26 protein-coding genes are annotated in these 19,140 nt (G+C 69.5%); 9 read left to right on the plus strand and 17 right to left on the minus strand.

Annotation, left to right across the window (positions count from 1 at the left end; translation table 11 throughout):
- Position 1: 1 nt before the first annotated feature.
- The 4 genes from ACTWQF_RS05855 to ACTWQF_RS05870 form a co-directional block, all read right to left on the minus strand.
- Positions 2–784, minus strand: a complete 783-nt coding sequence (locus ACTWQF_RS05855) for a hypothetical protein (protein ID WP_443277702.1) — start codon at positions 782–784, stop codon at positions 2–4.
- A gap of 22 nt (positions 785–806) precedes the next feature.
- Positions 807–1,082 (minus strand): hypothetical protein, encoded by a 276-nt coding sequence (locus tag ACTWQF_RS05860; RefSeq protein WP_443277704.1) that lies wholly within the window; start codon positions 1,080–1,082, stop codon positions 807–809.
- 83 nt (positions 1,083–1,165) lie between these two features.
- A complete protein-coding gene (locus tag ACTWQF_RS05865) occupies positions 1,166–1,444 on the minus strand; it encodes a hypothetical protein (RefSeq protein ID WP_443277706.1) in 279 nt (92 codons plus the stop codon).
- Between the two features lie 5 nt (positions 1,445–1,449).
- The gene (locus tag ACTWQF_RS05870) at positions 1,450–2,250 is read right to left on the minus strand and encodes a DUF6668 family protein (protein ID WP_443277708.1); all 801 of its coding nucleotides are present in this window, start codon (positions 2,248–2,250) and stop codon (positions 1,450–1,452) included.
- A gap of 234 nt (positions 2,251–2,484) precedes the next feature.
- Here ACTWQF_RS05870 and ACTWQF_RS05875 point away from each other — a divergent pair, with 234 nt between their 5' ends.
- The 3 genes from ACTWQF_RS05875 (at position 2,485) to ACTWQF_RS05885 (ending at position 5,172) form a co-directional block, all read left to right on the plus strand.
- Entirely contained in the window at positions 2,485–3,285 is an 801-nt protein-coding gene (locus ACTWQF_RS05875; protein WP_443277709.1) for a lytic transglycosylase domain-containing protein, read from the plus strand.
- Between the two features lie 88 nt (positions 3,286–3,373).
- Entirely contained in the window at positions 3,374–4,258 is an 885-nt protein-coding gene (locus ACTWQF_RS05880; RefSeq protein WP_443277711.1) for a hypothetical protein, read from the plus strand.
- A 344-nt stretch (positions 4,259–4,602) separates the two neighbouring features.
- On the plus strand, positions 4,603–5,172 hold the full coding sequence (locus ACTWQF_RS05885) for a sigma-70 family RNA polymerase sigma factor (protein WP_443277713.1): 570 nt from the start codon (positions 4,603–4,605) through the stop codon (positions 5,170–5,172).
- A gap of 160 nt (positions 5,173–5,332) precedes the next feature.
- Here the strand turns inward: ACTWQF_RS05885 and ACTWQF_RS05890 are convergent, their stop codons facing one another.
- The 4 genes from ACTWQF_RS05890 to ACTWQF_RS05905 all read right to left on the minus strand — a co-directional run bounded on the left by ACTWQF_RS05890 (position 5,333) and on the right by ACTWQF_RS05905 (position 8,543).
- Positions 5,333–5,908 carry a DUF4232 domain-containing protein gene (locus ACTWQF_RS05890; RefSeq protein ID WP_443277715.1) on the minus strand — a complete coding sequence of 192 codons (576 nt, stop codon included), beginning with the start codon at positions 5,906–5,908 and terminating at the stop codon, positions 5,333–5,335.
- A 130-nt stretch (positions 5,909–6,038) separates the two neighbouring features.
- Entirely contained in the window at positions 6,039–7,163 is a 1,125-nt protein-coding gene (locus ACTWQF_RS05895; RefSeq protein ID WP_443277717.1) for a CU044_5270 family protein, read from the minus strand.
- Positions 7,160–7,807 (minus strand): RNA polymerase sigma factor, encoded by a 648-nt coding sequence (locus tag ACTWQF_RS05900; RefSeq protein WP_443278472.1) that lies wholly within the window; start codon positions 7,805–7,807, stop codon positions 7,160–7,162. The genes ACTWQF_RS05895 and ACTWQF_RS05900 overlap by 4 nt, the downstream gene beginning before the upstream one ends.
- A 547-nt stretch (positions 7,808–8,354) precedes the next feature.
- Positions 8,355–8,543, minus strand: a complete 189-nt coding sequence (locus tag ACTWQF_RS05905) for a hypothetical protein (RefSeq protein ID WP_443277719.1) — start codon at positions 8,541–8,543, stop codon at positions 8,355–8,357.
- Between the two features lie 112 nt (positions 8,544–8,655).
- Here ACTWQF_RS05905 and ACTWQF_RS05910 point away from each other — a divergent pair, with 112 nt between their 5' ends.
- Together ACTWQF_RS05910 and ACTWQF_RS05915 are read left to right on the plus strand one after the other, a co-directional pair.
- Positions 8,656–9,453: a hypothetical protein gene (locus tag ACTWQF_RS05910; protein ID WP_443277721.1), complete on the plus strand. Its 798-nt coding sequence runs from the start codon at positions 8,656–8,658 to the stop codon at positions 9,451–9,453.
- Between the two features lie 143 nt (positions 9,454–9,596).
- A complete protein-coding gene (locus ACTWQF_RS05915) occupies positions 9,597–10,295 on the plus strand; it encodes a Clp protease N-terminal domain-containing protein (protein ID WP_443277723.1) in 699 nt (232 codons plus the stop codon).
- A gap of 15 nt (positions 10,296–10,310) precedes the next feature.
- Here ACTWQF_RS05915 and ACTWQF_RS05920 read toward each other — a convergent pair whose 3' ends face one another.
- On the minus strand, positions 10,311–10,478 hold the full coding sequence (locus tag ACTWQF_RS05920; protein ID WP_443277725.1) for a hypothetical protein: 168 nt from the start codon (positions 10,476–10,478) through the stop codon (positions 10,311–10,313).
- Positions 10,479–10,669: 191 nt separating this feature from the next.
- Complete coding sequence (locus ACTWQF_RS05925) at positions 10,670–13,249, minus strand: polysaccharide lyase family 8 super-sandwich domain-containing protein (RefSeq protein ID WP_443277727.1); 2,580 nt, start codon at positions 13,247–13,249, stop codon at positions 10,670–10,672.
- Positions 13,250–13,491: 242 nt separating this feature from the next.
- On the opposite strand from ACTWQF_RS05925, the gene ACTWQF_RS05930 reads away from it, so the two are divergent.
- Positions 13,492–14,172 (plus strand): pyridoxamine 5'-phosphate oxidase family protein, encoded by a 681-nt coding sequence (locus ACTWQF_RS05930; RefSeq protein WP_443277729.1) that lies wholly within the window; start codon positions 13,492–13,494, stop codon positions 14,170–14,172.
- A gap of 159 nt (positions 14,173–14,331) precedes the next feature.
- Here the strand turns inward: ACTWQF_RS05930 and ACTWQF_RS05935 are convergent, their stop codons facing one another.
- The 5 genes from ACTWQF_RS05935 to ACTWQF_RS05955 all read right to left on the minus strand — a co-directional run bounded on the left by ACTWQF_RS05935 (position 14,332) and on the right by ACTWQF_RS05955 (position 17,132).
- Complete coding sequence (locus ACTWQF_RS05935; protein WP_443277731.1) at positions 14,332–15,312, minus strand: pentapeptide repeat-containing protein; 981 nt, start codon at positions 15,310–15,312, stop codon at positions 14,332–14,334.
- Between the two features lie 26 nt (positions 15,313–15,338).
- A complete protein-coding gene (locus ACTWQF_RS05940) occupies positions 15,339–15,608 on the minus strand; it encodes a DUF6313 family protein (RefSeq protein WP_443277733.1) in 270 nt (89 codons plus the stop codon).
- A 2-nt stretch (positions 15,609–15,610) separates the two neighbouring features.
- On the minus strand, positions 15,611–16,027 hold the full coding sequence (locus tag ACTWQF_RS05945) for a DUF6313 family protein (RefSeq protein ID WP_443277735.1): 417 nt from the start codon (positions 16,025–16,027) through the stop codon (positions 15,611–15,613).
- A 62-nt stretch (positions 16,028–16,089) separates the two neighbouring features.
- Entirely contained in the window at positions 16,090–16,308 is a 219-nt protein-coding gene (locus ACTWQF_RS05950; RefSeq protein WP_443277737.1) for a DUF397 domain-containing protein, read from the minus strand.
- Positions 16,305–17,132 (minus strand): helix-turn-helix domain-containing protein, encoded by an 828-nt coding sequence (locus ACTWQF_RS05955; protein WP_443277739.1) that lies wholly within the window; start codon positions 17,130–17,132, stop codon positions 16,305–16,307. Before ACTWQF_RS05955 ends, ACTWQF_RS05950 begins: the two co-directional genes overlap by 4 nt.
- Positions 17,133–17,251: 119 nt before the next feature.
- On the opposite strand from ACTWQF_RS05955, the gene ACTWQF_RS05960 reads away from it, so the two are divergent.
- Positions 17,252–17,485 (plus strand): hypothetical protein, encoded by a 234-nt coding sequence (locus ACTWQF_RS05960; protein WP_443277740.1) that lies wholly within the window; start codon positions 17,252–17,254, stop codon positions 17,483–17,485.
- Positions 17,482–17,700 (plus strand): hypothetical protein, encoded by a 219-nt coding sequence (locus ACTWQF_RS05965; RefSeq protein ID WP_443277742.1) that lies wholly within the window; start codon positions 17,482–17,484, stop codon positions 17,698–17,700. Before ACTWQF_RS05960 ends, ACTWQF_RS05965 begins: the two co-directional genes overlap by 4 nt.
- A 21-nt stretch (positions 17,701–17,721) precedes the next feature.
- On the opposite strand, the gene ACTWQF_RS05970 is transcribed toward ACTWQF_RS05965, so the two are convergent.
- A complete protein-coding gene (locus ACTWQF_RS05970; protein ID WP_443277743.1) occupies positions 17,722–17,859 on the minus strand; it encodes a hypothetical protein in 138 nt (45 codons plus the stop codon).
- A gap of 100 nt (positions 17,860–17,959) precedes the next feature.
- Between ACTWQF_RS05970 and ACTWQF_RS05975 the strand changes: the two genes are divergently transcribed.
- The gene (locus ACTWQF_RS05975) at positions 17,960–18,250 is read left to right on the plus strand and encodes a hypothetical protein (protein ID WP_443277745.1); all 291 of its coding nucleotides are present in this window, start codon (positions 17,960–17,962) and stop codon (positions 18,248–18,250) included.
- 49 nt (positions 18,251–18,299) lie between these two features.
- Here ACTWQF_RS05975 and efeU read toward each other — a convergent pair whose 3' ends face one another.
- Positions 18,300–19,136, minus strand: a complete 837-nt coding sequence (gene efeU / locus ACTWQF_RS05980) for an iron uptake transporter permease EfeU (protein ID WP_443277747.1) — start codon at positions 19,134–19,136, stop codon at positions 18,300–18,302.
- Positions 19,137–19,140 lie beyond the last annotated feature (4 nt).

A 19,140-nucleotide genomic window follows, 5' to 3' on the forward strand; every position in this document is an offset into this window, starting at 1 on the left:
GTCACGCCGCCCCCCACTTGATGAACCCGCCGGAGCTCATCGCGGAGGTCGAGGAAGTGAAAAGAGCCCCGTTCGTGCGCGGCTTCACTTTCCAGTCACCGCCGCTCCAGCGCATCGAAACCGTGGTCGATCCCAAGGTGCCGCCCGCGCTCTTGATGAGGATGCGCAGCTCTGCGGCGTTCTTGGAATACGACACCACGGAGAACCCCGAGTACACCCCGGTTTCCTCGCTCTCCACCGCCGCCTGCGACATGGCGGACCGCTGGGATATGAACTCCTCGCGGCCCTTCCCCGAGACGATTTGCTGCTCGGCGACAGTGCGCCAATCGGCATCGCTCATATGCGTGAGAATGCTGTGTGCGGCCATGACCGCGCCCATGGGAGTGCGGGCGTAGCACCACCACACCGGTCCGCTGACCTGTGTGGGCCCGGCCGACGGGGAGGTCGGCACCAGGGTGTCGTTGAGGTTCTTCCACGCCACGTCCTTCGGTGCGGATGTCGGCCGCGCGGTGTCCTCCCCCTTGTCGTCCTCGGTCCGGCATCCCTTCGGCCGCTCCTCCGCCGTGGCCCGCTTGCCGCCCTGCGCCTCCTGGGTGGGCAGCGGCCCGCTTCGGGGCTTCCTGTGCTGAGCTGCGGCGTTGGCTTCGTCGCCGCCCGCATCCGAGATGTAGGAAACGGTCGCGACGAGCAGCACGGTCGCCAGGAACACGGCTGAGAAGATCCAGCCGCGCTGCTTCCAGAAGGGCGAATCCGTCGCCTCGTTGTCCTGCTTGCGTCCGAACACGGCTACTCATTTCCGTTTCGGCTCACTTGAAGAGCCAGGAGGCGAACGGTCCTGCGCAAGCGATGAGGCAGCAGCCGCACAGCACCATGCCGAGTCGGCTCATGTGCTCGGAACTCTCGCCGCGCTTCAGGGAAATTCCCATCATCGCGCCGGTGATGATGATGCCCAGAACACCTGCCGCGGTGCCGACCCAGGCGGCCATGCCGAGCATTTGATCGACCTTCCCACCGAGCCCTCCGGGCTTCTGCTTGCTCGGCTGCGGAACGGCCAGGTAGAGGCGGTACAGATCGGTTTTCATGGGATTCTCCGGTGAGTTGTTGGCAACTTGCCGTTGATGTGCGTATGGGAGTGAGAATTCCGCCGGAAAAGCTCCGGCAGGGATCAGGGGTTGTACGGTCCGAACCACTGCACGATGGGCCCGGCAGTCGTGGAGACGATCGCCGCGAGCACGATGAAGAAGAACCCCCTGAAGTACGTTGAGCCCTCGCCCATTTCTCCGCGGCGCAACTGGATGGACAGCTGCGTGCCGATGATGATCAGGCCGAGCACGCCGGCTGCCGAGGCTCCCCAGGCGAGCCAGTTGAGGAGGTTGTCCGCTGCTCCCACCGGTTTGTAGGGCGGGAGTTCTTCGTCGGCCAGCAGCTGGAATATCCGGCTCATGGCGGTCACCGTGCTTTCTTCTGCTTCCCGGGCCGGTCGAGCCCGGTTCCTGCCAGTGCGGCGAGTTCGCGTAAGACCTTCGGCACGGGCCCCGTACGCTCTTCTCCTCGCCACGACGGAATCCAGGGCACGCGGTGAACGTCCGCGGCAGAGCGCAGCACCCTCACCCGTCTCCCCAGTTGGAGCGGCAGCCGCCCGGGCGCATCAGCGACCAGCACCACGGCCAGCAGCTCAACTCCTGCCGGGTGCTGTCCCCTTTGCAGGGCCTCCAGCGCCCGGCCCGCAGCACGCAGCCCCGCGCCGTGCGTCCGCGCCACCAACAGCACCTCGCCGGGATCGCCCTTGGCCGGGTCGGGCCAACGGCGTCCCATGTCGCAGCCGCCCACCAATTCGGCGAGCGTGCTCGTCCCGGCCCCTCCGTGCGCCCCCACCCAGCTGACCGGGCCGCCCCCGCCCCTCGGTGGTTCCCCCAACTCGGGGTACTGCTGCGACGGCACGGCTGCCGCAGCAGGAGGCGGCGGCGCCGAGAAGGTGGTCGGGGCAGTACGGCCAACCGGCGGGGCAGTGCGCCCCATCGGCGCCGACGGCTCGGTCGGAACCCCCGGATCCGTCGGTGCAGGGGGTGCGGTCGGGGCGGCCACGCCCGCAGGTGCCGACTGCTGGGCCGGGGCCGCGGGCCGCTGGGCCGGGGATGCCGGCTGCCGGGCCGGGGGCGCGGGCGCCGTCGGCTCCGCATCCGGCTGGGCAGCGGTCGGTCCGCGTACCCACATCTGCGGACCGGCGGATGCCGTTGGCGGGACGCTCATGCGCGTCGGCCCTCCTCTCCTGGACTCCTCGATAGCTGCGGCTTTGCGACAGCGGCGGCTTCTGCGCTTCTGGGACGCGAACCGCGGGCGCATTGAACTGATTCGCCCCGGTTCACGTTCCGGTCTGCATGCGCGGCGCGTTCCGTCGGGAGCCACAACGGGACTTCAGCGGAAGTGGTTCACCGCCTCCGACAACCCGGCGTCGTCGAGTGAGGAGAGAGAGGGTGTGCGCCCATGAGCGGGAGCGAGGGGTCGTCGGGAAACGGCGCCAAGCTGGCAATGCTGGGGGGAGGAGGCTGTGCCGGTTGCCTGTCGTTCCTGGCCGCGGCGGTTGGCGGGGGCGTGCTCGTCTTCATCTTCGGCGGGCTCGGCGTCCTCCTCGCCCCCATCATCGCGATCATCCTCTTCTTCGGTGGCGGAGGTGACGACGGTGGTTCGTCCGCGGACGACGTCGACTCGGAAGCAATCGCCGAGTCGGTCCAAGGGGACGGGAAAGGAGAGTTGAACCCCGAGACCGTCCCCGAGGACCTGTCGGAGACCATCGAGGACGCCGGGGGAATCTGTGACGCCATCGGGCCGGTCGTCATCGCCGCACAGATCGAGCAGGAGTCTTCCTTCAACAAGGACATGAAGGGCCCCAACGGGGAGGAAGGCATCTCGCAGCTCCCGCCGGACAAGTTCAAGGAGTTCGGCGAGGACGAGGACGACAACGACGAGACGAAGGCGACCGACGCCGAGGACTCGATCATGGCCCAGGGCCGGTACCTCTGCTCGCTGGCCGACGAGGTCAAGCCCATCGTCGACAGCGGAGAGGCGCCGGAGGGGGAGGGCGTCCTCGATCTGGCGCTCGCCGCCTACGAGGTGGGGCTGGACAAGGTGAAGGAGGCCAAGGGCATCCCCGAGTCCAGCAAGGCACAGAGCTACGTCGTCAGTATCCGGTCGCTCTTCCCCCGGTTCGAGGGGATCGGCGGCGCCGTGGCCCCTTCCGAATTCCCGTCCGCGTCCATGAGCCCGAGCCCGGACGAGTCCGGCTAGGCCACCTCCGGCATACCAGCCCATCGACCACCTGTGACCCTCCAGGACCTGCCCTCGAGCAGAGCGACGAGCGGAGAGTGAGCACCTCATGCTCCACGAGCAAGTGCGCCCGGAACAGGCGCGGCACGACGAACGACCGGCGCGGCGGTCTTCCCGCTTCGAGGTCCTCATCAGCAGCAACGGCAGCGCGGCGCTCAACGGTGAGCGCCTGTCCGTCACGGACGGACAAGAGGTCCACGTCGCGGTGCTCGACGCCGTGCACCGCGCCGCACAGGACCGCGGCGAACACGTCGACGTGACGATCCTCGACCTACGGGAGAACGGCTACGCCACCCACATCCGGGTCTTCCCGGACGGTTCGAGCCGGCTCCTCGTACACGGAGGCGAGACCCCGCCTGCCCCCACACCGCAGTCCGCGCCACCACGGGCCCAGGAATCGGCGCCGCCACCGCGGTCGGAGGCACCCGCCCCGGAGCCGCCGCAGCCCGCCCCCAAGCCGCCGCAGCCCGCCCCCAAGCCGCTGGTGCCCGGCGAACTGGCGGAGGCCGTCGCACACATCAACCGGGCAGCTGCCGGCCACGAGCCGCAGCGCGCCATGGTGCTCGCCTTCCGTCTGCGGGAACACGCCGTGCGCAGCTACGGAGAGGAGCACCCCTACACCCTGGAGGCGCGCGACCTCGAGGCGTACGTCGCCCGCCTGGGCGGCAATTACGCGAGCGCCACGGCGATCTATCTCGATCTCGCCCGGATCTGCCACCGGCAGGGCAATCCCCGTGCGTACGGATATCTGAAGCGCGCGGTCGGCAACTGGCAGATGCTCACGGATCCGCAGTCACTCCGCACTCATGGACAGGCGCTGCTCGACACCTGGTCCGCCCTCGCCGCGGAGGCCGGACCGGCAGCCGACGACGCGACGCTCCCCCGCCACGTGCAGCTGCGGCTGGCTGTCCTGACATCGGGGACAGGTTCCTGACCAGCAGCATCAACATCGCATTGACACCGAGGGCCGCCGCTTCGGAAGGGGCACCGGCGGCGCCGAGTGACCGGCGTCACAGTACTCGGTTGGTTCTGTCGTGAACTTCCTTCGCTGAGTGCGCATCTAATTCCTCGTAAAGCGCACTAGTACCTGGCTTAGTGGGATAAGGCCGCTTTCTGCCCTTTTCGGGTGGCGCAGCGTCGCGCCGCTTCACGGCAATCGGTCATCAACGGCACGTGGATCCGCCCTCACAAAACTCTCGCCTCGTGAGGGGGCCGCTGTGTGCGAGTCCCCAGGCCAGACCGCCATTTGCTGGCGGCTCGAAACGAGGGGGTACAACCGTGAGCTGGACCATCTTGGGGTCCGTCGGCGCGGCAAGCGCCCAGGAACGGGCGACACGTTCGCTCTACGAACAGCACGCGCGGCCCTTACAGGGTTATGTGCTCCAGCTGCTGGGCGGTGATCTGCAAAGAGCGGAAGACGTGGTGCAGGAAACGCTGCTGCGCTGCTGGCGCAACCAGCAACTGGCCGGGGGCGGGCAGGATTTGCGGCCGTGGCTGTTCAAGGTGGCGCGCAACCTCGTCATAGACGACTACCGCCTGCGCAGGGCCCGTCCCAAGGAGGTCGACGGCACCGCCTGGCTGGAGGACGTGCTGGCCGACACCGACGATGTCGACCGGGTGCTCTCCTCCCTGGTGCTCGTAAAGGCGTTCCGGACGCTCTCGCCCGCGCACCGGGAAGTGCTGTACGAGACGTACTACACCGGCAGGTCGACGCGCGAGGTGTCCCTCGTGCTCGGCATCCCGCCGGGCACCGTGAAGTCGCGGCTGTATCACGCGGTACGGAAACTTCGGCTGGCCCTGGGCGTCACCGAAGTCGCCGACGGCAAGCGCGTGTCCACGGCGAGGTAGCCGAGGCGTGGCCGACCCAGAGCGCTCGTACGGCACCGACAGGCGAAACCGGTGCCGTACGAGCCTGGACACCCGGTCGGTACAGCTGTGCCCCTGTCGGCTGCACGCTGACAGGGGCACAGGATGTGCTCGCAGGGAGTCCGTGGCCGGCCGGACGGGGTCAGCCGACGGGGACGTTACGGGCCAAGGCGGTGACTTCCAGGCGGCCGTGGTCCACCCAGGTGGGGAGCTTGAGGGTCTTGTGGGTGGTGTTGGCGGGCGGCGTGACCTGGAGGTAGCCGGCGTGCCGCGCTTCGGGGCTGCCCGCGTTGGCGTGGGTCCAGGCGATGACGGCCTCGGCGCTCTGGTTGTTCTTGAGCGTCAGCGTCTTCTTGCCGGGGTCCTGTGCGTAGTAGGTGTCGCCCCAGTGGACGGTCGAGCCCAGCGTCCGGTGGCCGGAGTCCTCCAGGCCCAGTCCCGGGTAGCCGCGCAGATTACAGGTGTGGCCGCTGGTGTTCTTCAGCTTGAGGATGACCCCCTCGTGGTTCATCCCGCCCCCGAGCTTCTCCCCGAACGAGGCGGTCAGCCCCGATGTCCGGCAGGTGGGTACAGTGGCCGTCGCCTGGCTGCCGAGTGCCTGTGCGGCCCCGGCTCCGGCGAGTCCGAGCCCCGCGGCTGCGGCGACTGCCAGGCCCGCAGCGCCGACGCGCTTGCATATGGACCCCGCCGCGCTGGTGTGGTGGCGCTTCTCCGTCATTTCGGTCTTCCCCCTCCAGGTCGGTCAATTGTGCGCTTACGGAAAGTTGGATGCGTTCACCGAGCGAAAAGTTCACCGCGGGACCCATCAAAAACTGTGACGCTGCTCACTCCCGCCCTCCACGGCGCGGTCAGCTCCTGCGCTGGGTCGCCGTCTGCTCGTCCGCGCCGCCGGGCCGGCGGCCGGCCTTGTCGACGACGGCGTGCTCCAGCTCCGCCTCGCTGGACAGCAGCGTTCCCGCCTTTCCGTAGCTGGTGTCCCTGGTGAGGTAGCTGCGGGAGCCGAGGAAGGAGAAGTCCTTCTTGTCGAAGACCCACTCGGTCCGGACGCCGTGCTGCTTGTCGTCACGGGCGATACCGAGCCCCTGTCGGCCGATGGCGTCGTGAGCCCCCGGAGCCCGGGTGACTCCGGGCAGCTTGGCCGCGGCCCGGTAGAGAGCAGCGCTGGTCTCGGGTGGCATCACACCGCCGAGGAGCGACCCGATCCGTTCGAACACCGCCTGGTCGCGCTCGCGTCGGTCCGGCCCCGTGCCCTCGGCCCGCGGGGTCTTGGCGTACAGATAGTCCAGCAGCTTGTCCGGGTCGGTCGGCAGGGAGCTGAGCCAGCGGTAGGTGGGCCGGTCGATGCCGGCCGGAGTGCCCTCGGTGTCGCCGAGGTTCGCGTTGATGGGGAGCGTCTCGCCGTCGACCCGCATGACGCCGAGCTTGTGCAGCGGACCGGGTTCCTGCGCGGCCCAGGTCTCATGCTGCTTCAGCGGTCCGATCACGGCCTTCCCGCTGGTCAGATCCGTCTCCCGGATCTTCTTCCTGGTGTAGACGAACTGGTCGTCCCGCACCGTGGGCGCCTCGTGCTTCTCCGCGGCGTCGGAGATCCGGTGCAGAAGGGCCGCCGCGGGCTGCATCCGGGTGGAGGCGCGGTGCTGCGTGGTCCCGGCGCTCCCGCCGTCGTTGCCGCTCAGCGCAACTCCCGCGGTGAGCGCGGCGGCCAGGGCCAGCGCGGTCGCCGGCAGGAGGAGCGCGGGCCTTCGCAGCCGTCGGGCCGCCGCCCGGGTACGGGAGCCGTGGCCGCTCTCGATGTCGCGGTCGATGTGGTGCATCAGCAGTTCCTTGTGACGAAGGTGCTGCTCGTGCGGGAGGTCCTCGTCGGCAGGAGGCGGAAGCAGACGGGCGATCTCTTCGCGGTCGTCGCGCTCTTCGCGGTCGTCGCGCCGCTCCGGGGAAGACCCCGGGGGAGTGGAGATGGGCTTGCCGGTCATGTGAGCTCCTCCCGCACGGGCAGGGCCGCGATCGCGGCCGCACTTGTCATCTCTCCGCGGGCGCAGCCCGGTTCCGAGGTTTCTCGCGGGTCCGAGGTCTCCCGCGCCGCTTCGTCCGCAGCCTCGTCCGCCAGCCGGGCCAGCTTCTTGCGGGCCCGCGACAGCCGGGAACGCACGGTGCCGACGGCGATGCCAAGGGCCTCGGCCGTCTGCTGGTAGTCCAGCCCCGCCCACACGCACAGCGCGAGCACCTCCCGCTCCTGACGCCGCAGCCGACCCAGCGCTGCCCGGACGGCGCGCAGCCGCCGGGCGTCGTCGATGCGCGCGGCCGTCCGGGGCGCGAAGTCCTCCTCCGCGCGCGGCCGGGGCTGCCGCGCCAGGAACAACTGACGTCTGCGCAGCGCCCGCCGGGCGTTGTCCGCCTTATGGGTGGCGATGCCCAGCAACCAGGGCAGCAGCGAGCCGCCCTCCTCGTGCACGCGCGCCCGGGTACGCCACGCGGTCAGAAACGTCTCGGACATGATCTCTTCGGCCGACGACCAGTCGCCCGTCAGCCGCAGGGCGTGGTTGTAGACGGCACGGGCGTACTCCTCGTACAGCTGGGCGAACGCCTCGCGTTCCCCCTCGCGTACGCGGCGGCGCACTTCGTTCTCTGAGTCCCTCACACCCGTTCCCTCTCCGCCGGACGGCGGGAGTTCCCGTGGCCCGCGTCACGCACCCGAAGAGTGTTCCAGGGCGGGATCAGTCCCTGCGCAGGGGCGGGACCGCCGCTGGGCTTCGCCGTATGCCGTGCCCCTGACCGTCCGGTGCAGGCGGCCAGGGGCACGGGTGCCCTACGAGGCTTTAGGCGCGGTTCCTGTGGAGGGCAGGAAGCTGCGGCCGGCGAACGCCTCGGGCTCCGAAACCGTCATCTCCTCGAACGCGGCTCCCTTTCTTTCTCGACGTCTGGGTTCTCGCTCTCCATGACGGACTTCAAGAATCCATTTCAGAAAGCGACCGGAGGGAAAGCAAGGGAGTCGTCGAATAACCCCCCGACGGGACGGAGTTGAAGCGCCAGGGGCGCATGACCTGGGCATGGGGCGCACCGTCCCACGTGACTGATCCAGAACCATATTCCCCACACCCCGCCCGGTGAAGGTGAAAAGTCGAACAGCGGATAATCGCCGCTTTGCTACCGGATTCTGTTTGTACTCAGTAGGACTGGAACTCCAGCACATTTCCCTCCGGATCGCGTACGTGCGCCGTCCGCAGCGTCGGTCCCCACTCGGGCCGGGCGGCCGACCCAGCTCGCGTACGGCCCCTGTGCGGTGCCCGTGTGCGGGTGGCACCGAGGAGTGCCGGGAGGACCGCGTCGTAGAACACAGCTGCCCATGCGGGCATCCGGGTCAACCGGTGGCGCCGTCGGGTACTTCTCCGCCGGTTCCGGCTGTGCCCGACGGGGCCGCGGGAACGGCCATGGGGCAGGTGCCGGACGCGCTTTCCTGGAGGACGGTTGGATCTGGATCTGGACCTGGACGCTGTCGCGGACGAGCTGTACGGGTTGCAGCCCGGTGACTTCACCGCCGCCCGCGACGCGCGGGCGCAGCAGGCCCGGGCGGCGGGGGAGCGGGAGCTGGCCGAGCGGATCCGCGGGCTGCGCCGCCCGACGGCGGCGGCGTGGGCCAGCAACCTCCTCGTCCGTGAGGAACCCGAGGAGGCGCGGCTGCTGCTGGAGCTGGGAGAGGCACTGCGAGCGGCCCACCGCGACCTGGACGGCCACCAGCTCCGCGAGCTGTCAGCGCGGCAGCGGCAGATCACCGCAGCCCTCGCCCGGCAGGCCCGCGAGCTGACGGCCCGGGCGGGCCGACGGATCAGCGACGACGCCCAGCGCGAAGTGACCGAGACCCTGCACGCCGCACTGGCCGACCCCGACGCCGGCCGCGAATGGGCCGCGGGCCACCTGGCCAAACCCCTGACCGCCCCGGTCGGCTTCACCGGCGACCTCGCGGAGTCCGCGGCGGCCACCGCGGCGCAGCCACCGCCGAAGAAACAGCGGGCCGACAAGGCGCGCGCGGCGAAGGCCCGCGAGCAGGCGCGCGAGGCGGAGCGCGAGCTGCGGGCCCGCGAAGCCGAACAGCGTACGGCGCAGACCGAGGCCGACAGCGCCGAGGAACGCCATCGGCAGGCCGAACAGAATGTCGCGGAAGCACGGGAGCAACTCCGCCAGGTTGAGGCAGAGCTGCGGGCAGCCCGCCACCGGCTACGCCAGGCCGACCGCGCGGTCGGGAAAGCACGGGACCGCGCCCCGTAAGGGGCGCGGGGAACTGCGCGATCAGCCACAACGAAGCCGCAGTCGGCGACCGGCAGCAGCCCCCACGGCGGGCCCCTCCCGCAGGCTGGGGGGGTAGGCAAGGCGGCCTTGACAACCTCTCTTTGTCAAGGCGTACTTGACGTATGGCTCTTCCTGATCTGGACGCTCTCATCGCGGAAGTCGACCGCACCTGCGAGGTCGCGCACCGCCCCGGCGGGCACGAACAGCCCGACTGGCTCGCCCTGTTGACCTCGGCCGCCGAGCTGGCATCCCAACTCCAGGTCCTCGCGGACGACCTGGTCGAAGACTACGTGGAACACTGCCGGCTGCACGGCATCTCCTGGACGGACATCGGTGCCGCCCTCGGTGTCACCCGGCAAGCGGTGCAACAGCGTTTCCACGCCCCGCACAAGAGATACACGGCCGAGGTCCTCACCGAGGAACTCCAGCAGGCATTGGCCCATATGAAGCAGGCCGCCATGCAGCACCGCAACAACTACATCGGCACCGAACACCTGCTGTGGGGGCTCACCTCGGAGGACAACAGCGCCACAGCGCTGCTGGCCGCGGCGGGAGCCGACCCCAAGGAGATCCACCGGGCCGTGGGGGACCGGCTGAGCATGGGCGCCTCCCAGGCGGCCGAGCGCATCGCCTGGACCCCGTACTCCCGCAAGGCCATCGCCATCGCGGAGGAGCAGGCGGAGCAGTCCGGTGCCGAGCTCATCGGCTGCGACCACCTGCTCCTCGGCATCGCCGAGATCGGCCGCGGCGCCGGCGGCACCGTCCTGACGGAAGCGGGCCTGGATGCCGAGCGGCTGCGCGACGCCCACGCGGGCAGCTGAGCCGACCGGTCAGCCTCACCCGGAGTCCTCCTCCCGTTCCCCTTCGGCCTGGGACGGCGTGGTGCGCGGAAGGTCCGGGTGCTCAGCCTTGCGGTGTTCAGCGGGCGGCAGGGAACGGGCCTCCGCGAAGCCGTTGTCGCGCTCGCCCTCGGCCTGGGAGGGCGTCGGGGTCTGGTCACTCATCGTGAGTCTCCTCTCGCTCAGACCGCGCCCTTCGGGGTACCCCGCAAGACCCGCCGTCTAAGCCGCCCCCTCCTGCTGTTCTGGGCACGGGGTGCCCCTTGCCCCTTTCCGCAGGCTGCGGGCCCGTCGTGGCTGGTCGCGCAGTTCCCCGCGCCCCTTCGGGGCGCAGCTCCCACGCCGGGTACGCGTAGCTAACGGAGAGTGACAGTGAAGCTGCGCCCGTAGGCGTGGCGGGTGCGAATACTCAGCAGCGTCCCGCCGGACACGTGGCTGACCCGTACGTCAGGGTCGGACGAGACGGCGCGCAGCTTGCGGCCGTGCAGCAGCAGGGTGAGCCGATCACGGCGCATGGTGGGGTCGGCGGCGGCGACGGTCACCCGGCCGTCGCCGCGCTCGCGGCGGACAAGGACCGAGGCCGGGCCGTCGAGGCGGAGTCCCGCGACCGTCCGCGAGCCGGCGCCGAAGGAGTTGACGGCCAGTAGACCGAGCCCGGTGTGCCGCACCGCTTGGAGGCGGGTGGTGTTGGCGAGGACGGCGAGGGGGCCGCCGTCCGCGCCGTAGGCGCCCAGGTCCCGTTCGGTGGCGTGGGGCACCAGCGCGTAGGCGAAGGACCGCGGCGCGGCACCCGCCTCCTGCCGGAAGGCGGCGCGGAAGACCTGGCGGGTGACGGTGGTGTCCGGGTTCGAGGTACGGACGACACGGCGGCTGCGGGTGACGGTCTCCAGGCCGACGGTGACCGGGTGGCCGTCCGCGCCGGGGGAGTCGAGGAAGAGATAGCCGACAGCCGTCCCCCGCGTTTCGTCGGCGAACCGCAGCCAGCGCAGCTCTCCGGTGCCGCTGCCCCGCCAGGCACCACCCGCGGCCAGCTCGCCGCTGATCCGCACAGTGGCGTCCGGGGCCGCGATACGCGCGTCCACGGTGGTGGTCACCGCCCGGCCGCCTCCCGCCCCGTCCCCGACGCCTGCCGCCAGGACCACGATCTCGTCGTCCAGCAGGAACCACGACTTGGTGGCCGCCGCATTCCGGTACACCGTGAAGTCGTCGGGCAGCCGGTCGCGTTCGGCGTAGGCGATGTCGTCGGACTGCACCATTCCGGCTGCCCCGTACGCACCCAGTACGGCGCCGCCGGAGTGGCGGTTGGTGCCCCGCGGGAAGTACACATACGTGTTCTGCGACTCGGAAGAGGGCGTGAAGTGCAGCGGGTGGTCCGGGTTGTCGTAGTACGGCTTCCCGTACAGCTCGGGGACGCTCTTCCGCTGCTCGTCAGGGGCGGTGACACCGGCGAGCCCGTAGGGCGGCACGGTGGTGTAGTAGTCCACACCGAACGCGTCCCGCTGGTCCTCCCCGGCGAGGTAGAGGTAGTACGCACCGTCGCCCTGGAACCAGGGCAGCAGATTCTCCCCGTTCATGTACTCGTACTTGCTGATCCGCTCCGAGCTGCGGGCCAGCGCGAAGGCGTGCCCGGGGCGCCGGTGCACCGTCCTGTCCATGGCGTTGAAGGCGGTGCAACGGGCTGCCGGATTCAGGTCGGCGGCGGATACCGAACCGTCCGCGAGGATCTCGGCGTAGCGCACCACTGTGAGCGGTGAGGCGAAGCGTGCCGGGTCGGGCGGGGTGGCCGAGGCCGCGTCCAGATGCTTGACGTAGCTCTTGAGCGCGGCGGCCCGTTCCCCGTCCGCGTAACCGGTCAGATCGGTGACGGCCTCGGCCACCGCCGCGCTGTCGGCGTATCCGCCGCCCGTACGGGAGACGGCCCGGCCCTTGACGATCTCCATCATCCAGCCCTCGAAGACGACGGGCGCGAAACCGTCCGTCACCCACCGGTGCACCACCGGCACCAGCGCCTCGGTGTTGGCGTACCCGGTCCCGTCGAGGAACTTGAGCATCTGCACGGCCCGGGCCAGCAGGGCCTTTCCGTACGACCCCGTGTAGGCGACGGACGTGTGCTGGATGAACGAGCCGTCCGCGTAGTGCCCGTCGGTGACGCCGTGATTCAGGTGGTACGGGTCGATCGTCGCGTAGACGGTCAGCTGATCCTCCAGCGCCTTGCGGATCCGCGCCTCGTCGCCCAGCAGAGCGCCTTGCAGAATCCGGTTGGTGGTGATGTCGGCCAGGTTGGCGCCGGTGTGGAACCGTGAGTCGAGATCGACGTCGCCGTCCTTGCCGTTGCGCAGATAGGCGTCCATCGAAGCGATGTAACGGCGCGTCAGCTCGGGCCGCTGTGCGGCGACGTCCTCGGCGAGCAGCACCAGTGCGGCCGTGACGCTGGTGGAGATGCCGATCTCCCAGTTGAACCAGTTGCCGTAGTAGCCCTGCGACTGGTCGCCGTAGTAGCGCTCGTGCAGCGAGACGAGCCCGTCGACGACCCGGCGCCGGGTGGCGGCGTCGTTCGGCGGACCGCCGGAGGGGATGCCCGGGGTGCGGGCGGCCAGGGCGATCTCGTACAGCCGCCGGAACGAGGTGTTGAGGTTCGCGTCGCTGCTGCCCAGCGGCAACCCGCGGAACAGCTCGTTCTCGCCCGCGGCAGCCATGTCCGCCAGATGGCTGCGCGCCGCCTCGGCGACCGCCGCCAGCTTGGCCGCCGTCTCGGGGCGCGAGTTGGACTCCGCCGTCCCGGCGAGGACGGCACGGATATTGCCGAGCAGCCGCTCGACACCGGCGTCGCCGCCATGGGCACTGCCCGGCGCGGCGAACGCCTCTGGGGTGGGAATCACCGCTGCCAGCCCGGCAGCGGACAAGAGGGACAGCACATGTCTACGCGTGATCTCCATGGGGCCTCCCGGCGAAGGCGTGGGAGCCGGACCGACGTGGCGCAGCCAACCAAGCAGTCAAACAGCCACCGGGGACCCCGACAAGCAACTGCGCACGAGGAACCGGTATCCGGTGTGGAAGGCGCTGCGGAATCGGTTGCCTGTCCTCTTTTACGCAACGTTTTTCATGGCACTCTGGTCGTACGGCGAAGGAAACAGTAGCTTGAGCCGGGTCCATCGCAGCGCGCCCCACGAGGTCCCGTATGAGCCAGCCAGCCCCCAGCCGGTCCCTGTCACAGACGGACCGCACCCGACACCGCAGACTGCGCGAGCAAGGCAGCCACGACCGGGCCGACCTGGACGCCATCCTTGCTGCGGGGTTCGTGTGCCACCTCGGGGTCGCCGTCGACGGCAGCGTCATGGTGGTGTCCACCGTCTACGGCTCCGACGGCAGCACGCTGTATGTGCACGGTTCGGTCGCCAGCCGCAGCCTGGTCGCCTCCCCGGCGGCGAACGTGTGCGTCACCGTGACCCACGTGGACGGACTGGTGCTGGCCCGCTCCGTCTTCGAGCACGGTGTCAACTACCGCAGCGCCATGATTTTCGGCGTCCCCCGCCGCGTCACCGACCCCGACGAGAAGTGGACGGGCCTGCGCTGCCTCACCGAGCAGGTGACGCCCGGCCAGTGGGACTACGCCCGCCGCCCCACCCGCAAGGAACTCGCCGCTACGTCCCTGCTCGCCCTCACCCTCGACGAGGCGTCCGTCAAGATCCGCACCGGCGCCCCGGACGACGGCGACACCCCCGACGCCGAGCTTGGCCTGTGGGCGGGCGAACTCCCCCTCCACACCCGCTGGGGCACCCTACGCGCCGACCCGGCCCTCCCCACGGGAATCGAGCCCCCGCCCCACCTGGCAGAGCGCCAGGGCACGGCCCTCGGCTGAGCGAGCCTGGCGGCGGCCGACGTCACTTGAGGGCGGGTCCCCTGCTGCGAAGCTTCGGCAGTCTGCTCTCCCACGCTCTTCGAGCAGGGGGTACCCCCAGGGCGCAGGGCGGGCAAGCGCAGCCCCCTTGCCGGGTACGCAAGACCCGCCGGACAAGCCCTAGGTGACGGGAGTTCGGGTGGTTTCCCGGGCTCCGCCCGGGCCGGGGACACGATAGATGCCGTTCCCCAGGTCTTCGGAGATGCTGAGCAGCTCCATATGAAGAAGTGCGTTTGGCCAGTCGGTGGTTGACGACCACCGCACCCCGGCAAGCGAGGCGGGAACGATTCCTTTTGCGTCGGTCAGGTCGGCACCTGACAGGTCGGCGGCGAACAGGCGGGCGTTGGTCAGGTTGGCACCTGACAGATCGGCGTCGCGCAGGTCCGCGTCGGTCAGATTGGCGGCGTGCAGCCGGGCCCGACTCAACTCGGCGCGGGTCAGGTCGGCGCTCGTCAGATGGGCGCCATACAGGTTGGCGCCGCCCAAACTTGCTCGGGCCAGGCTGGCTCCGGTCAGGTTGGCGTCGGTCAGGTCGGCAGCGCGCAGGTAAGCGCCATCCAGGGTGGCGTTGAACAGGCGGGCGCTGTTCAGGACGGCGTGGCTCAGGTTGGCGCCATCCAGGTTGGCGCTGCTCCCGCCGACGTCGGTCAGGTTGGCGCGGTTCAGATTGGCACCTTCAAGGCGAGCGATGCTCAGGTGCGCGCTATACAGACGGGCGCTGTCCAGATCGGCGCGGCTCAGGTCGGCGCCACCCAGTTCGGCGTTGGTCAGGTCGGCGTGTGACAGATCGGCGTCGCGCAGATCGGCACGGCCCAGGTTGGCGTGGCTCAGGTCGGCGCGGCTCAGGTTGACGTGGGCCAGGTTCGCCCCGCTCAGTCCCGCGTCAGCCAAGTCTGCGCCGCGCACATCGGACGATGCGCCAGGGTCCGGCATCAGGCCGTCGGCGAGGTCGGGGATGCTCCCGTGGTCCAGCCGTCGGCCCTGGTCTGCCGCCGCTTCGATGGCGTCGGTGACGGACTTGCGAGCGGCAGGCGCGGCGTCGGGGCATGCCAGGTAGAGCAGGTCGCGTAGGACCTGGGCGGATGTCCTGTTCTCCACCATGGCTCCAGAGTAGGTCGGTCGGCGGGTCAGCGGCAGCGGGCGCAGACGGGGCAGCGGCTGTTCGGTCGGGACAAGGCCACTGCCAGGAGGTCGAGGATGACGGCTTCGGCGCGGCGTAACGCTTCGGTCGGGGAGTGGGCTTCCATGTCTTTGGCCTTGAGCACTTCGCCGACGAGGGAGGTCCAGTGGTCTTCGGCGTGCTGCCAGTCGGTCGCGTGCCATTGGGTGGCGAACTGCTCGACAGTCTTCCGGTCGCTCTGCGGACCACCCTCATGGATGTCGTACAGCGATCGCACCGTCAGGTCCCCCCGCCGTCCGGTGGACCGGTGAGGGTACGAAGTTCGGTGAGGATCTCATCCAGATCGCGGGTGCGGTGCCGGTTGATCTGCGCGGTGACGACATAACCGACCAGACCGCCGATGAAGGCCGGCAGCAACGCCCAGCCGGTGAGGGACAGCGGCCAGGCGCACCACTGGGCGGGGACATCGGCGGGTGAGGTGATCCCCAGCAGCACGTTGTACGCGTCCACCCAGCCGTTCGCCAGCCCGTTCACCACGAACAGCGCGCCGCACGCCATGAGGAGTGGAGCCGCCCGCAACAGCACCCAACGGCGCGTCCGCGACAGCGCATCCCGCGACCCCCACCACAACCGCAACCGACCCCGCAAGCTCGGCCGTGGCGGAGAAACGGGAGGTGGGAGGGGAGACGTTGCCACCCGTCGAACTTAACCGACAACCTTGCTACCGCGCAGCGAGTTGGTCCCCTCACCGACGTGACTCACCCCCGGCCCGAACCACCTTGCCGAACCTGCGTGATGAATGCCTGCCAGGCGGGGGCGGAGATGAGGAGTGCGGGGCCGTGGGGGTTCTTGGAGTCGCGGACGGGGAGGGAGGGGCCGGGGTAGTCAGTAGCAACTTCGAGGCAGTTCCCGCCGCTGTCGGTGCTGTAGCTGCTCTTGCGCCATGCGGTGCAGGGGAGGCTGCTTGCGCTTGTCATGGGACTAGTTCCTTTGCCGTTGCCGCGATCAGGTCGACGGAAGCCTTGGGGGACAGGGCGTCGGCCATCAACAGATCATAGGCCCGTCGCGCCGCATGGACGTCCCCTGGACCGGCCAGAACGTGGCCACGCGCGATGTCTTCCACATACACCACGTCAGGGCCGTCTCCCTCCCCCATCGACAGCCCCGCGAAGGCTCCACGGAGCCCCGCGTGGGCGCCTGCGGCGAACGGCAGCACCTGTAGAACAACGCTTGGAACAGCCGCCCACGCGAGGAGATGATCGAGCTGGTGGCGCATGACGAGTGGCCCGCCGATCGGCCGTCGCAGGACGCTCTCGTCGAGGATCGTCCAGATCTCTGGGGGAGACTCCTGCTCCAAGATGTGCTGGCGAGTCAGCCGCGCCGCGATCAGCTCCTGTGCATGGTGTGAGCGCCCACCCTCGAATACCGCGCGCACATACTCCTCCGTCTGCAACAGCCCCGGCACCACCTGGTTCTCGAAGTCCCAGATGCTGACCGCGTCCTTCTCCAGCTCCACGAACGGCCTGAACCAGTCCGGGTACGCGTGCTCGATCACCACGGGCCACAGGCGGGCGAACATCCCGCCTGTGCCCAGCACATCGTCACAGCGCTGGGCGAACTCTTCACTCGGGACCCGGCTCGCGGACTCGATCCGCGAAACGTACGAGTGGGTGCAGAACGTGCGCTGCCCCAGCTTGGCCTGGCTCAGCCCGGCCTCTTCCCGCCTGATCCGCAACTCGGTGCCGAAATAGGCCAGGGTCGACACCTTGGGATCGCCCTCAAGGGCGTTCTCTGCGGCCATTTTTACTCTCCGCCTCTTGACAAGCACAGGTGCACAGCAATTGCTCTCCACAAGGCTATGTCCGGAGCGCCACGCTGGGACCACAGAACGTGAAATCCCCCTCAAGAAAGGCGCGTTCCATGGCAGAGGGCCGTCACGAGAACCCGACGCTGGCCAAGCTCCGCGATGCGGAGGAGACATGCGAGCGGCTCCGTACCGCGCTGGCGGGGGCGGACATCATGCTGCCCTCGCTTCGGGTGGACCTCGCTTCCTGCACAACCACCGCACTGCGTAGCCCACTCCTCGAACTGGGCGGCTGCAATCTCGCGACGGCGGAGAAGCTGGCCAAGGCGCTGGGTGAGCAAGGGAGTTGAGCCATACGGAATGGCGGAAGGGCGAGGTCGTCACCGACCTCGCCCGCCGCACGGCGGGCTTCGTCCACTCGGTTGCGGAGGACGGTACGGTGCGGCTCGTACGCCCCGGCGGGCCCGCATGGGCGGCTGATCCGCAGGACCTGCGGCCGGCTACCCGCGCCGAGGTGATGTCGGCGAAGGTGGCGACGGCCAACCACCGTTGGGGGCTCCATTGATGAAGCGGTGCGGCATCCATCTCAGCGGCGGCGGCGTTTGCCCCGCCGCTTGATCGACTCCCAGGCGATCCAGACGGAGGTGATGGTCCCGATCGCGATGATCACGCTGGACAGTGCGGAGACGGCCGTGAGGATCAGGGTCACGTCCTCTTTGCTCACGCGGACCCCCTCTGTCGGTGTAGCACCCATTTTTTAGAGGGGGGCTAGAAGAAATCAAGAGGGGGTAGAAGGGGCTCGCGGAGCGTCGTAGGCTTACCGTATGACCGACACGCCCGCTCCCCTCCCGCAAGTAGCCCCCGGAGTGCGCGCGGCCATGGCTGCACACATCGAAGCCGCACTCGCCTGTCTTGACTCCATCCCCGACCCGGTCGACCGCGAGGTGACGGCCCGGGCTTTGGCCGACGACCTGCTGCCCGAGGCGGCTCGGCGCGTGAAATCAGTACGGGGTGAGGCGGTGGTCGAGCTGCGCGAGAACATGAAGCTGCGCGAAGTCGCGCAACTGCTCGGCCTCTCGGTTCCGCGTGTCGATCAGCTCGCCAAGGGCAAGTGAGCCCATCTCAGAAGCGAGCCGCGTCCCCTGCGCCTCAGCGACGAGCTGCTCAGGCCGTCGTCGTCGTCGGCTTCCGTGTGGACGTGCCGCGCTGCGGGGCCAGGAAGAAGGCCATCGTCACACCCAAGTAGAGGACCCAGACCACGAGTTGGATGACCGTCGGGTCGGGCTGGAAGTTGAAGACGCCCTTCAGGAGGGTGCCGTACCAGCTGTCCGGGGAGATTGTGGAGCTGATGTCGAAGGCTTTGTTCTCCAGGCCGCCCAGGAAGCGCGCCTCCTGGAGGTCGTGGACGCCGTACGCGAGGACCCCCGCGGCCACGACCACCAGCATGGCGCCGGTCCAGGTGAAGAAGCGGGCGAGGTTGATCCGCAGGGCGCCGCGGTAGAAGAGCCAGCCGAGGACGACGGCGGTGGCCAGGCCCAGCAGGACGCCGATCAGCGGCGAGGAGCTGCCCTCGCCGCTGGCCCGTACCGAGGCCCAGACGAACAGGGCGGTCTCCAGCCCCTCGCGGCCGACGGCCAGCAGTGCGGTGGCGACCAGCGCGCCGGTGCCCATCTGGAGAGCGGCGTCCAGCTTGCCGTGCAGTTCGCTCTTCAGATGGCGGGCCGTACGGCGCATCCAGAAGACCATCCAGGTGACCAGCCCGACGGCGAGGATGGACAGCGAGCCGCCGAGCGCCTCCTGCGCCTCGAACGTCAGCTCCTTCGAGCCGAACTCGAGCGTCGCGCCGAAGGCGAGGGAGATGGCGCAGGCCGCCGCGATGCCGAGCCAGACGGGGCGCAGGGCATCCCGCCGCTCCGTCTTGACCAGGTAGGCGACGAGGATGCAGACGACGAGGCTGGCCTCCAGGCCCTCACGCAGACCTATCAGATAGTTACCAAGCATCCCG

It is taken from the genome of Streptomyces sp. 8N114, assembly GCF_052245835.1.
Lineage (GTDB): Bacteria > Actinomycetota > Actinomycetes > Streptomycetales > Streptomycetaceae > Streptomyces.

Excerpts from the sequence above, each read along its gene's own strand:
- ACTWQF_RS05960 (WP_443277740.1), top strand. The coding sequence starts at position 17,252 with ATGGCAGAGGGCCGTCACGAGAACCCGACGCTGGCCAAGCTCCGCGAT.
- ACTWQF_RS05880 (WP_443277711.1), top strand. The coding sequence starts at position 3,374 with ATGCTCCACGAGCAAGTGCGCCCGGAACAGGCGCGGCACGACGAACGA.
- ACTWQF_RS05860 (WP_443277704.1), bottom strand. The coding sequence starts at position 1,082 with ATGAAAACCGATCTGTACCGCCTCTACCTGGCCGTTCCGCAGCCGAGC.
- ACTWQF_RS05905 (WP_443277719.1), bottom strand. The coding sequence starts at position 8,543 with ATGCCCGCATGGGCAGCTGTGTTCTACGACGCGGTCCTCCCGGCACTC.
- ACTWQF_RS05925 (WP_443277727.1), bottom strand. The coding sequence starts at position 13,249 with ATGGAGATCACGCGTAGACATGTGCTGTCCCTCTTGTCCGCTGCCGGG.
- ACTWQF_RS05975 (WP_443277745.1), top strand. The coding sequence starts at position 17,960 with ATGACCGACACGCCCGCTCCCCTCCCGCAAGTAGCCCCCGGAGTGCGC.
- ACTWQF_RS05955 (WP_443277739.1), bottom strand. The coding sequence starts at position 17,132 with ATGGCCGCAGAGAACGCCCTTGAGGGCGATCCCAAGGTGTCGACCCTG.
- ACTWQF_RS05930 (WP_443277729.1), top strand. The coding sequence starts at position 13,492 with ATGAGCCAGCCAGCCCCCAGCCGGTCCCTGTCACAGACGGACCGCACC.
- ACTWQF_RS05915 (WP_443277723.1), top strand. The coding sequence starts at position 9,597 with ATGGCTCTTCCTGATCTGGACGCTCTCATCGCGGAAGTCGACCGCACC.
- ACTWQF_RS05895 (WP_443277717.1), bottom strand. The coding sequence starts at position 7,163 with ATGACCGGCAAGCCCATCTCCACTCCCCCGGGGTCTTCCCCGGAGCGG.
- ACTWQF_RS05920 (WP_443277725.1), bottom strand. The coding sequence starts at position 10,478 with ATGAGTGACCAGACCCCGACGCCCTCCCAGGCCGAGGGCGAGCGCGAC.
- ACTWQF_RS05875 (WP_443277709.1), top strand. The coding sequence starts at position 2,485 with ATGAGCGGGAGCGAGGGGTCGTCGGGAAACGGCGCCAAGCTGGCAATG.
- efeU (WP_443277747.1), bottom strand. The coding sequence starts at position 19,136 with ATGCTTGGTAACTATCTGATAGGTCTGCGTGAGGGCCTGGAGGCCAGC.
- ACTWQF_RS05890 (WP_443277715.1), bottom strand. The coding sequence starts at position 5,908 with ATGACGGAGAAGCGCCACCACACCAGCGCGGCGGGGTCCATATGCAAG.
- ACTWQF_RS05950 (WP_443277737.1), bottom strand. The coding sequence starts at position 16,308 with ATGACAAGCGCAAGCAGCCTCCCCTGCACCGCATGGCGCAAGAGCAGC.
- ACTWQF_RS05935 (WP_443277731.1), bottom strand. The coding sequence starts at position 15,312 with ATGGTGGAGAACAGGACATCCGCCCAGGTCCTACGCGACCTGCTCTAC.
- ACTWQF_RS05865 (WP_443277706.1), bottom strand. The coding sequence starts at position 1,444 with ATGAGCCGGATATTCCAGCTGCTGGCCGACGAAGAACTCCCGCCCTAC.
- ACTWQF_RS05870 (WP_443277708.1), bottom strand. The coding sequence starts at position 2,250 with ATGAGCGTCCCGCCAACGGCATCCGCCGGTCCGCAGATGTGGGTACGC.